This is a genomic window from Enterococcus sp. DIV1937 (assembly GCF_050535975.1).
GTDB lineage: Bacteria > Bacillota > Bacilli > Lactobacillales > Enterococcaceae > Enterococcus > Enterococcus faecalis.
In genome coordinates, this window is sequence record NZ_CP172909.1 from 1,322,503 (window position 1) to 1,335,289 (window position 12,787).

Sequence of the window (12,787 nt, forward strand, 5' to 3'; positions counted from 1 at the left end):
CAAGGAAACGGACGCAATGAAGCCGACGATTCCTTGTTTTTTTATCTTAAAATTGTGAAGGGGATTTTCCATAATATTTTTTGAATAATTTACTAAAATGATAGGCATCTTCGTAACCAACCGTTTTTGCTACTTCTTTGACACTTAAGGAATCATTTTTCAGCAATTCTTTCGCATGGTTTAAGCGGATTTGAATTAAATAATTGATTGGCCCAACGCCTGTGGCCGCTTTAAAGGTTTTCGACAAATAAGTCGGGGTAACATATAACATTTCAGCTAACTGTTCCAAAGTAATTTCTTCGTCATGGTGGGTTTCCAGATAATAAATCGTATGATTGACTAAATTTCTTTTTCTTTTTTCCGTTTTCGATAGCCGAGTTTCAATTTTATTTTCTTGATCAACTGCTAAACTTCTTAAAATATAGACCAATAGTTCAATAACTAAAGCTTTAATTTGTAACGCTGATTCAACTTCTTGATGGTTTAATTCATGAACAATTTGCCAAGCTTTTTCTAAAAAAGCACCATGTAAATGACTTAAATCTAATAAAGCTGATTTATTTGGAAATACGTTTCGCGCTAAGCCTTCTAAATAGAGATTTGAAATGCCAATGTGTAGTTGATGTGAGTAAGTTCCTGCTTTTTGTTGCTCACCATGTTCCGTTCGCGGATTAAAAAGAAACACCGTACCAGCAGTGGCATGGTACTGTTGCCCTTGAACAATATATTCAGATTCACCTTCTAAAAGAATAGATATTTCCAGAAATTCATGATGATGACAATTATAAGGGTGGGTCTCTTCGTTCCAAGGATCGAAGGCATATAAAATTTCAGGATTAAACGTTCGACTATTTGTGTAGTTCATAAAAAATCACTCCTACTTGTATCCGCTTTCTATACTATATTGTACATCAAAATATACAAGAATGCCCATTTCTTTTCCTATAAAAAAACAGTAATCTTATACACGTCCATAAAAACAAGAGAGAGTAGGGGAGAAAATGAATAGTTTTGAATGGATTTGGCAATATGCTAAAAAAAATAAGAATAAGTTACTGCTAGCTGTTATTTTTGTCGTTATTAACGCTATTTTAATTGTTATTATTCCATTGTTATCTGGCAGAATTGTAGACCAAGTAATCAATCAGGGGAAAACTGAAGAGCTTGTCCCAATTCTTGGGATTATGATTGGGGTGACCGTTATTCGGACAGTTGTTCGTTATAGTTATCAAGTCTTGTTTGAATCGGTTGGACAATCTGCGTTATTTGACTTAAGAAAAGATATGTATGTCAAACTTCAAGAATTAGATTTTGATTTCTTTAATCATACACGTGTTGGCGATATTATGGCGCGAATGACAGGGGATACAGACGCTATCCGCCATTTTGTTTCTTGGGTCACTTATAACCTCTTAGAATGTATTTTATGGTTCATCGCAGCCGTGATTGTGATGGGGACGATCAATTGGCAATTGATGCTAGCATTAATTTTAATTACACCTTTGATTTTTCTGTTAACACAAAAAATGTCGAAGGAATCGCATCCGGTATTTTTTGAGATCCGGGAAAGTTTTTCTCGGCTAAATTCGATGGTCGAAGAAAATATTGGTGGAAATCGGGTGGTTAAAGCTTTTTCTCAAGAACCTTATGAAATTGAAAAGTTTAACAAGCACAATGAAGACTATAAAAAATGGAATATGGCTTCTGCAGATGTCTCAAAAAAATATTTACCGTGGTTAGACGGTTTTGCAGGTAGTTTAAATGTTATTGCCTTAGTTCTTGGTGGCCTCTTTGTAATTCAAGGTCGGATGACAATTGGTGATTTAGTGGCCTTTAACGGTTTTCTCTGGATGTTGAACATGCCGATGCGAATGAGTGGCTGGTTGATCAATGATGTGCAACGCTTTACGGCATCGTCTATTAAAATCCGTCAGTTATTAGCAACGAAACCGAAGATTCCCATCGCTCGGGAAAAAGAAGCAGAACCGATCCAAGGCTATGTGACGTTTGATCACGTGTCCTTTCATTTTTCAGATGATCCAGAAACCCCCATTTTATCGGATGTTTCATTTTCAGCAAAACCTGGTGAAACAATTGGTATTTTAGGGGAAACTGGTTCAGGCAAAACCACTTTAGTTAACTTAATCGCTCGGTTTTACGATCCAACCAAAGGCACTGTTTATATTGATGGAAAAGATGCTAAAAGCTATTCTGTTCGTAAATTGCGAGAAAATATCTCCATGGTTATGCAAGATGTCTTTCTTTTTTCCAATACAATAGAAGATAACATTGCTTTTGGTAACACATTGGCTAACTTGGAACAAGTGCAAATGATGGCTGAAATTGCTGATGCCCATAGCTTTATTTCCAGAATGCCCGAAGGTTATGCAACAATTGTTGGTGAACGCGGCGTTGGCCTATCTGGTGGCCAAAAACAGCGGATTTCACTAGCCCGTGCTTTAACCAAAGATCCAGCTATTTTAATTTTAGATGACACAACTTCCGCTGTTGATATGGAAACAGAATCAAAAATTCAAAAAGAACTAGGTCGTTTGACGGAAAAGAAAACGACATTTATTATTGCCCACCGAATTTCTTCTGTGAGAGAGGCCAATTTAATTTTGATGATGGAAAAAGGCCGTGTGGTGGAAAGCGGTACGCATAGCGAATTAGTCGAACAAAAAGGCAAATATTTTGACGTATATCAAAAACAATTAGGTCTGACAAAGGAAGGTGAGTCGCGTGGCTAGAAATACGTTTGATGTGGATGAGACTTTAGAAAAAGAATTTAATTGGTCTCACTATAAACGATTAGGCGCCTATATTAAGCCTTACAAAAAAGCTGTTTTTAAAACATTATTTGTCATCATATTAGCTAATCTGGCAAGTATGTTAGGCCCTTACTTTACTAAAATTGCGATTGACCAAGTAATTCCACAAAAGAATCTCTCGTTACTCTTGATACTAGGAGCTATTTTCCTATTTTCCTTGGTGATTATTGGTTGGTGTATGCGTTATCGGATATATGCCATCACAGAAATTGGACAAGATATTTTAAAAGATATGCGTTTTTCAATTTTTGAGCATCTACAAAAATTACCATTTTCTTACTTTGACAGTCGGCCGCATGGAAAAATCTTAATTCGGGTGGTCAATTACATCAATACGTTAAGTGATTTATTAAGTAACGGATTGATCAATTTAATTTCTGATTTATTTAATGTGATTATTACCTTAATTTTCATGTTATTTATTGATGTGAAATTAACCTTATACAGTTTACTGCTATTGCCTGTGTTGTTCGTGATGGTTCTGTTTATCCAAGGGAAACAACGGAAAGCTTACCAAGAGCTTAGCAATAAACAATCAAACTTAAATGCCTATATTCATGAAAGTATTTCAGGAATTAAAATTACACAATCTTTTGCACGAGAAGATGAAAATTTCCAGATTTTTAACGAGGTAAGCGAAGAATATCGTCAATCCTTTATGAAAGCTGTGCGTGTCCAGTATTTATTATGGCCAGCAGTGCAAAATATATCCGTCATTACGACTTGTTTTATCTATTTCGTAGGAATCCGTCAATTAGGTGTGTCCGTTACCACTGGGACGCTAATTGCTTTTATCGGTTATATCAATAACTTTTGGAATCCAGTCATCAATATTGGTAACTTCTACAATTCTCTGATTACTGCAACTGCCTATTTGGAAAGGATTTTTGAAACGATGGATGTTGTTCCAGAAATTCAAGATGCGCCGCACGCTATTGCGTTGCCGCCAATTAAAGGAACCGTCGACTTTCAGCATGTTTATTTCCGTTATGAAGAAGGAAAAAATATTTTGACCGATGTTAGTTTTCATATTGAGCCAGGACAAACAATCGCCTTGGTTGGGCCAACAGGTGCGGGTAAAACAACAATCATCAATTTGTTAAGTCGTTTTTATGATGTGAATGAAGGGGCCGTTAAAATTGATGGTTATGATGTTCGCGATGTGACACTCCGTTCGTTAAGAAAACAAATGGGGGTAATGCTTCAAGATACGTTTATTTTTTCAGGAACAATTATTGAAAACATTCGGTACGGAAATTTAGCAGCCACAGAGGAAGAAGTTATCCAAGCCGCAAAAATTGTTCGTGCGCACGACTTTATCAAGGATTTAAAAGATGGCTATGAAACAGTTGTGGAAGAGCGGGGTAGTACACTCTCGGCAGGACAACGCCAATTAATTTCATTTGCTCGTGCGTTACTGGCAGATCCCAAAATTTTAATTTTAGACGAAGCAACCTCCAGTATTGATACAAAAACAGAAGAATTGTTACAAGAGGGACTACAACAACTTCTAAAAGGACGGACATCGTTTATTATTGCTCATCGGCTTTCTACCATCAAAAATAGCGATAAAATTTTCTATATTGATGGTGGTCGTATTGTGGAAGAAGGATCTCATGATCAACTAATGGCAAAACATGCGTTATATCATCATTTATATCAATCGCAATACGACTTATTAAAGAGCTAGATGATAAAACAGAGAAAATTCTTAGTTGAATCTTTCTCTGTTTTTCTGTATCGTAACCTTAACAAAGGAAAAAATGATGAGGTGCCAAATGAAACGGAATTTTGAAGTGGAATTAACAACATTATGTATGATTAGAAATCAGAAAAATGAAATCCTTGTGCAAGAACGACAAAAAAAGGATTGGCCTGGTTGGACGTTCCCTGGCGGACATGTTGAAAAAAACGAGGGCATGGAAACAGCCATGGTTCGCGAACTCCTTGAAGAAACAGGATTAGTGCTGAAGCCACAATTAGTAGGTGTTGCAGAATGGCTGAATGATTGTTCAGGTGCGCGGGAATTAGCCACATTATTCATTGCAGAAACAGCGGATGAACTACCAGAAGAAACGGAACAACCCTTGTTTTGGGTCACTGAAAAAGAATTGCGAGAAGGTCCTTTAGCTGGCAGTTTAGCAGAACTTTTCCCAGTATTTTTTGGCGAAAAGCAATTTTATTTTAAAAATAATACAGCTTAATGATTCAAACCTAAAAGATTAAATCAATCCCACTTATTAAAAGAGAGGAAATCTAAAATTAAACATTGCTATTTATAAGCAATGTTTGCTATTCTTAATAAAAGGGAATTAATTTTTTATATAATGAGGGGGAAAAAGTGTGTTAAAAAGAAAAGTGGGGATTGTCGCAGGCGTTTTCTGTTCAGCTTTGTTACTGACAGGTTGTGGCAAAAGTGCGAAAGATGAGTTCATTCAAGGGATTGGCAATCAAAACGCACAAGAATCTGGGGTTTGGGATTTCTCTATGTCAATTAGTGACATGAAATTTTCACAAGAAGATAGTGCACAAACGAATCCTATGATTGGGATGCTCATCACGCAAATCAAAGACGCATCGCTTTCTGGGAAGATTCAAGTAGATGCCAAAAAAGAAAAAGCATTCAACTTAGAGATGAAATTAAAAGCGATGGGAATGGATGTACCGATTTCATTGGTTGGATCAGTAGATAACGAAGGCAAAGAGCCAAAACTCTATTTAGCAACAGATATGATGGAATATATTGTTGCTGTCGCAGACTCAATGACTGACGGTGCTATCGATAGTTCTCAGTTAGATACAGAAAAACTAAAAGGAAAATACATTGATCTTTTAGCCATGAACGAGGAAAGTACGAAAGAATGGCAAGATACAATCAAAGAGTATCAAGAATCGGAAAAAGAACGAAAACAGTCTGCTAAGGAATACAAAGAGTTTTTAGAAGGATTAGACAAGGATACGTTCGAGAAAAAAGGGGATACCATTACCCATACGTTTACAAAAAAAGAATTACAAAAGTTAATCAAAATTACGACAGAAACATCTGAAAAAGGTAAAGAACAAGATCCTTTCGAAAAAATCAAAGATGTTTCTGCCAAAGTTTCTGTTAATACAAAAGAAAATAAAACAAATATGTTGATTAATGTGAAACCGCAGCAAGACAAGAACGTTGACATGGGACTTGAATCATTATCTAGTAAAATTAGCATTACACAAAAAGCCAAAAAAGTGACGATTTCAATGCCTAAGAAAGAAAATATTTTATCAGAACAAGAAGTTGAAAAAATATTTTCCGATAGCACCTCTATGACAGGCCTATCGACTGAAGACACGACTGTTGCGATCAATCAATAACGCTGAATGACCAATAAAAACGGTCGCTCAAAAAAAGTAACGAAAGACCTAGCATGATTGGGATGCTAGGTCTTTTTTGAATAAAAAAACAGCATTTTAGTTTTCTTTGAATTATTGGTTGTTATTTTTGGTGGTGTAAACAGTTTAAAGTTAATACATTTGTTTTTGATTTAAATTCTACTGCTATTTTTAATCATTCTATTAAATAACAAATGTTTTCGAGTGTTTTTAAGCATTATTTTTGTTATGCAGAGTGGTTTTTTTATACAATGAGTATAATTTTAGATGAAGGAGTGTTTTAGGTGAAAAATCAACATTTAACTACGTCACAAGGAAGTCCAGTTGGCGATAATCAAAATTCGCTAACTGCAGGAGAATTTGGTCCTGTCCTAATCCAAGACGTTCATTTATTAGAAAAATTAGCTCATTTTAATCGTGAGCGCGTACCAGAACGGGTTGTTCATGCCAAAGGTGCTGGTGCTCATGGAATTTTCAAGGTGAGCCAATCAATGGCACAATATACTAAAGCCGATTTTTTATCTGAAGTTGGCAAAGAAACACCTTTATTCGCTCGTTTTTCAACTGTAGCTGGAGAGTTAGGTTCATCAGATACATTGCGTGATCCTCGCGGTTTTGCGCTTAAATTCTATACAGACGAAGGAAATTACGACTTAGTTGGCAATAATACGCCCATTTTTTTCATTCGTGATGCAATTAAGTTTCCAGATTTTATTCATAGCCAAAAAAGAAATCCACGGACGCATTTGAAAAGTCCAGAAGCTGTTTGGGATTTTTGGTCTCATTCACCGGAAAGCCTTCATCAAGTAACAATTTTAATGAGTGATCGTGGCATTCCGTTGTCGTTCCGTCATATGCATGGTTTTGGTAGCCATACATTCAAATGGGTCAATGCTGCTGGAGAAGTATTTTTTGTTAAATATCACTTCAAGACGAATCAAGGAATCAAAAATCTAGAGAGTCAATTAGCAGAAGAAATTGCTGGGAAAAACCCAGATTTCCATATTGAAGATTTGCATAATGCAATTGAAAATCAAGAATTTCCTTCTTGGACATTATCTGTGCAAATTATCCCGTATGCAGATGCGTTAACAATGAAAGAAACTCTTTTTGATGTAACAAAAACGGTTTCTCAAAAAGAGTATCCGCTGATTGAAGTTGGCACGATGACTTTAAATAGAAATCCAGAGAATTATTTTGCAGAGGTTGAACAAGTAACCTTTTCACCAGGGAATTTCGTTCCTGGTATTGAAGCTTCTCCAGATAAATTATTGCAAGGACGTTTGTTCGCTTATGGGGACGCGCATCGTCATCGCGTGGGCGCTAATAGTCACCAATTGCCGATCAACCAAGCAAAAGCGCCTGTAAATAACTACCAAAAAGACGGCAATATGCGTTTTAACAATGGCAATAGCGAAATTAATTACGAACCAAATAGTTATACTGAAACACCAAAAGAAGATCCTACAGCGAAAATTAGTTCCTTTGAAGTTGAAGGAAATGTTGGTAATTATAGCTATAATCAAGATCACTTTACACAAGCAAACGCTTTGTATAATTTGCTGCCAAGCGAAGAAAAAGAAAACTTAATTAACAATATAGCGGCATCTTTAGGTCAAGTGAAAAATCAAGAAATCATCGCGCGTCAAATTGATTTGTTCACTAGAGTAAATCCAGAATATGGAGCACGTGTCGCACAAGCCATCAAGCAACAAGCATAATTTATATAACGTATGTGACAAAACCAGTCTAGATAAACTAAAGACTGGTTTTGTTTGCTTTTCAATGCTTTTTACTCTACTTTGTATAATGTATATTATGTTAACTAGAATAGAATAAAAAACTTTAGACGATAAATTGCACTTCTCTTTCGACTAATTAATTTACCCAACTAACCTTACAAGTTGTTTGCTAAGCTAGTTGGGTTTACTGTTTATTGAAACGTTGGATTGTTCATTTCTTGATGAATTTCTTTGCTCGCTTCATATAGAAATAATGTTTGTTTTTTACTTGATGCATAATCGACAATGGGTTTTGGATAATTTTCTCCTAAATGTACATGATATTGCGTTTGTAAGGCTTCGTTCATTAGATTTGGTTGATGAATATACTTTTGTGGCACTTGCTTAAGTTCTGGAACATATTTTTTGATGAACTGGCCGTCATTATCAAATTTTTTTGACTGGATAATTGGATTAAAAATCCGAAAATACGGGACAGCGTCCGTTCCTGTCGAGGCAGCCCATTGCCAGCCACCAATATTATTGGCAGCATCATAATCAATCAACATTTTTTGAAAGTATTTTTCACCCCAACGCCAATCGATGTGTAAATTTTTAACTAAAAAAGAGGCAGTAATCATTCTTAAGCGGTTGTGCATCCAACCAGTTTGATTCAGTTGTCGCATTGCGGCATCAATTATAGGGTACCCCGTCTCCCCTTTTTGCCACTTGGCAAACATTTCTGGGTCATTTGTCCATTGAATATAACGAAATTTTTCTTGAATAGCTTCCTCTTTTTGTTGTGGAAACGTACTATAGATCATATTGTAAAAGTCGCGCCAAGCTAATTCTTTTTTGAAGGTTTCTTTACTTAAGCTAGAAGGCGCAGATGCAAGCTCTTGCCAAATAGTGCGAATCGAAAGTTCTCCCGTTCTTAAAAAAGTAGACAGATGACTCGTTTGATCCTGATAAGGGAAATCACGCTTATTTTCATAGGATCGAAGTTTTTGATTAATAAAAGTATTTAAGCGCCTTCTGGCTGTTTCTTCGCCGACACTATAGTGTGTTAAAGGAATCCTCGCAATCTGTTCACGATAAGCTGCTTCCTCTTCTGGAAAAAGACACGCACTAAAAATTTTTTCAGCTGTATAGGAAACAGGAATCGGTGTTTCTTTAGGCGCCTCTTTCCATTTATTGTAATAGGGCGTAAACACTTGGTACTTGCTGCCATCGTTCTTCTTAATTTCTTCAGAGCCATGCAAATAGGCATCTTGAAAAGAGAAAGACTGAATATTATTTTCTTCAAAAAAGCGCATAGCTTGCTGGTCCCGCTTTGCCCCAAAGCCACAAGTATCTTCATTAAAATAAATGGCCTGCCAATCGGGTAATTTGCGTTTCAAACGTGAAAATAAATCTAATGGTTCGCCGACCATGATTTGTAAATGTGCCTCTTGATCGATTCGTTCTTTAAACGAGGCTAAACTTGCAAAAAAAGCGTTATGATTAGCACTTTCTTGAATAAATTGTTGAGGATTCATTTGGAATAATAAAATCAATTCATCAGCTGCAGAATTTTGTAACGCGTGCGCTAATGCTTTATTATCCTGTAATCGTAAATCACGTCTAAACCACATTACTCTTTTCATTTTTAAATCCTCCTAAATACTTCGTCTTGCTTATCGTAACCGTGACTGCTGATTTTTAAAAGCAACTTGCCTAGACTTTTCAAAAAGCCGGTAAAAGCTGAAAACTCAGTTTTTACCGGCTTTTTGATTAAATTAATAGGAAATATTAAAAGCTTTCATATCTTTCTCAATATATTGCAGGACTTCTGTATTGCCAAAAAATTGTGTAAAATAATAGGCTTGACGATAGTCATCGGCTGTGTCTTCCCCGAGCATTTGTTTGTTAAAGGCTTTTTCATATAAAAGATAATCTAGCAAATAAATGGAGTGTTTGTCACGACAAATCTGAATCCCTTTTTCGCTTAAAATGACACTTTTTTGGTAATCTTTTATTTCCGAGTAGAATTTAGCAGAATTATAATAAATTCTACAACGCTCCAAGGAACATTCTAATTTAAATTGTTCCAATTCTTGTAATGATTTTTCGTAATACACTTGCGCTTTTCTCATATCTTTTTCCAGTTCGTATAGCGTACCTAGCGCATTCAGGCTTAAAATGTTGTAAATATTGACTTTACGGTCAATTTCCGCGCCCCGGTATAGGTAAAACAAGGCCTCTGCTTTATCTTTTTTTCCTAATAAACAAGTAATTCCCTTATAATATAACAATTTAGTCGTTAGTTCATTATTAGATAAGATAAGACCTTCAGGCACTTCTTGTAATAATTTGTAGGCCTCTAAGTGAAATAACCGTAAAGATAAATCCTCGACTTTGTTTAGTAGATTTTCAATTTTCTTTTCTTCAGAAATCATCATACATTCTTCTACTTCTAAATCTAATCGGAGGCAAATAGATGAGAAAATATCTAAACTGTCACATAGATTACGGTTTTCAATATTACTAATTGTTGCTTGCGTACAGATGCCGTTAGCCAGCTCTGATTGTGTGATTTTTTTAAGTTTTCTCGCTTGTTTTATTTTGTCTCCTGCTACCTTCACGAACAGACCTCCACTTGTATTATTATGTAAATTCATTAAAAAATGTTATACTTTGATTATCAATTAAAGGAGGTACATGCTATGTTTGATTTACTTGCATTATTGACTGGAACATCAACTTATGGCAACGTTCCCCATGTTTAATTAGTCAATGCGTGTCAAGTATGGTCTTCCATACTTGGCATGTTTCCTTTAAAACTGACTCAATCATACTACAAACGGATAGACAAATACAACCGAAAATCATTGGTTTTTTATTAAGAAAAAGAACAGCAAGAAGTGATAACTACTTCTTGCTGTTCTTTTGTTTAGTTAGGTGTATTTAGATTTAAAATGATTTGTTCCGGCGTAATTTCATTATGATCTGACATCATTGGCTCTACGCTTAAATAACTTGAAGTATTTGTAATGATAACCATGACAGTTGAGTCAAGCCCAGCTTCTTTAATGGCTTTTCGATCGAACGTTCCTAAAAGATCTCCTTTTTTAACACGGTGACCTTGGGTTACTTGTGTCCGAAAGACCTCCTGCCCCAATGTGACAGTATCAATTCCTATATGAATTAATACTTCAGCTCCTGCGTCCGTTTGGATACCATAAGCGTGCCCAGTTTCTGCAACCAAGTTTAATAAACCATCTGCAGGCGCGTAAACCTTGTTCGCTGTTGGCATGATTGCTAAACCTTTGCCCATCATCTCGCTTGAAAATACTGGGTCATTAACAGCAGTAAGATTCATGGCGTAACCAGTTACCGGAGAAAAAAGTTGTTCATCTAAGGTATTGTGTTGCATTTCAAAGACTTCGCGTTCTTCCTCTTCGATTACTTTATCTGAAATCAAAACTTCTTGCGGAATTGCAAATAGACTGGTTAATGCATAACATACACCGACAGATAAAAGTGCGACTAATAAATAGATCACTAATTGATGTGCACTATAGATATACATTAAGAAAGAAGGAATAACGGCTAAGCCATAAGAATTTGATTGAATATGAAAAATAGCTAAAATTGCTCCGCCTAAACCTGATGTAAACAAGACACATAGCAGCGGTTTTAAGTTCCAACGAATAAGTAATCCAAATAACACAGGCTCACTAACTCCAAATAATTGAGACAACATAGAACCAATGGCTGTCGACTTCACTTTGCTATCTTGCGCTTTTTTCGCAAAAGCTAAACAACTGCCAACGTTGGCAAACCCATACATGGCACATATTGTAATCAATGCATTAAATCCTGTATTTGCTAATAATGATGTTTCTACCATAGTTAGTGTATGATGAATACCAATCAAAACCATTAAAGGATATGAGGCACCAATCACGAAACCACCTAATCCTAAGGGTAACCCAATCAACCATTGGACAACATCTACCATGCCTAACTCAACGGTATGCAAAATTGGGCCAATTCCGAGAATCATGATTAAAAAAGTAATTAACATAGTCATAAAAGGTGTAAAAATTTGATCGAGAATATTCGGCATCTTTTTTCGGAAAAAAAGTTCAATCTTTGCGCCAATTATACCAGCAGCAATTGCACTTAAAACGGATCCTTGTGCACCGACAACTGGGATAAAACCAAAAGCCATAATAGCTTTCACGCCAGAATCTGGTGTTGCAACTGCATAAGCGTTTGGTAAAATGGGTGATACCATCATTAAACCAATAACAATCCCGATTACAGGTGTCGCATTAAATGCTTTAAAGGTAGACCAAACAATCAAAGCTGGCAAAAAGGCAAAGACGGTATCTGTAATGACAGAGACAATTTGTTGAAAGCTTTCAGGAATATTGGCTACACTTGCTCCGAATAATTGTAAAAAAGTATCGTTAAAAATAACACCTTTTAACCCTAGGAACAATCCTGTTGCTGCAATTACTGGAACAATTGGAATGAATATTTCACTTAAAATGCGCATTGTTTTGCGCATGCCTGTTTCATTATTTTTTAAAATTGCTGTTTGCTCTGCTTTTGACACAACATTGATTCCAAGTTTTTCTATTTCATCATACACTTTAGTCACAATACCAGTTCCTAAAATCACTTGGTATTGACCACCATTATAAAAGACACCTTTTACTAAATCAATTTTTTCTAGTTGTTTACCATCTACTTGTTCATGGTCCTTCAAAATAAAACGTAACCGCGTTTGACAATGGGTGACCGATATAATGTTATCCATACCGATTAATTGAATAATGTCTTTGGCTGCCTGCTGATAATTTTCTGCCATGT

9 protein-coding genes are annotated in these 12,787 nt (G+C 35.8%); 5 read left to right on the forward strand and 4 right to left on the reverse strand.

What is annotated here, in order from left to right; all coding sequences use genetic code 11:
• Positions 1-46: 46 nt before the first annotated feature.
• Positions 47-865, reverse strand: coding sequence for a helix-turn-helix transcriptional regulator (locus IGL13_RS06425; protein WP_002357554.1), 819 nt, complete (start codon positions 863-865; stop codon positions 47-49).
• A gap of 136 nt (positions 866-1,001) precedes the next feature.
• Here IGL13_RS06425 and IGL13_RS06430 point away from each other — a divergent pair, with 136 nt between their 5' ends.
• The 5 genes from IGL13_RS06430 (at position 1,002) to IGL13_RS06450 (ending at position 7,924) form a co-directional block, all read left to right on the forward strand.
• On the forward strand, positions 1,002-2,750 hold the full coding sequence (locus IGL13_RS06430) for an ABC transporter ATP-binding protein (RefSeq protein ID WP_002357553.1): 1,749 nt from the start codon (positions 1,002-1,004) through the stop codon (positions 2,748-2,750).
• Positions 2,743-4,521 (forward strand): ABC transporter ATP-binding protein, encoded by a 1,779-nt coding sequence (locus IGL13_RS06435; protein WP_002378276.1) that lies wholly within the window; start codon positions 2,743-2,745, stop codon positions 4,519-4,521. Before IGL13_RS06430 ends, IGL13_RS06435 begins: the two co-directional genes overlap by 8 nt.
• An 88-nt stretch (positions 4,522-4,609) precedes the next feature.
• Positions 4,610-5,035: an 8-oxo-dGTP diphosphatase gene (locus IGL13_RS06440; RefSeq protein WP_002394459.1), complete on the forward strand. Its 426-nt coding sequence runs from the start codon at positions 4,610-4,612 to the stop codon at positions 5,033-5,035.
• 139 nt (positions 5,036-5,174) lie between these two features.
• On the forward strand, positions 5,175-6,185 hold the full coding sequence (locus tag IGL13_RS06445; protein ID WP_002378275.1) for a hypothetical protein: 1,011 nt from the start codon (positions 5,175-5,177) through the stop codon (positions 6,183-6,185).
• A gap of 302 nt (positions 6,186-6,487) precedes the next feature.
• Positions 6,488-7,924, forward strand: a complete 1,437-nt coding sequence (locus IGL13_RS06450) for a catalase (protein WP_002379460.1) — start codon at positions 6,488-6,490, stop codon at positions 7,922-7,924.
• A gap of 212 nt (positions 7,925-8,136) precedes the next feature.
• On the opposite strand, the gene IGL13_RS06455 is transcribed toward IGL13_RS06450, so the two are convergent.
• The 3 genes from IGL13_RS06455 to IGL13_RS06465 form a co-directional block, all read right to left on the reverse strand.
• The gene (locus IGL13_RS06455; protein ID WP_002378273.1) at positions 8,137-9,570 is read right to left on the reverse strand and encodes a cryptochrome/photolyase family protein; all 1,434 of its coding nucleotides are present in this window, start codon (positions 9,568-9,570) and stop codon (positions 8,137-8,139) included.
• 132 nt (positions 9,571-9,702) lie between these two features.
• Positions 9,703-10,584 carry a helix-turn-helix domain-containing protein gene (locus IGL13_RS06460; protein ID WP_002378272.1) on the reverse strand — a complete coding sequence of 294 codons (882 nt, stop codon included), beginning with the start codon at positions 10,582-10,584 and terminating at the stop codon, positions 9,703-9,705.
• Positions 10,585-10,856: 272 nt separating this feature from the next.
• Complete coding sequence (locus IGL13_RS06465; protein WP_002397318.1) at positions 10,857-12,785, reverse strand: sucrose-specific PTS transporter subunit IIBC; 1,929 nt, start codon at positions 12,783-12,785, stop codon at positions 10,857-10,859.
• Positions 12,786-12,787: the final 2 nt, after the last annotated feature.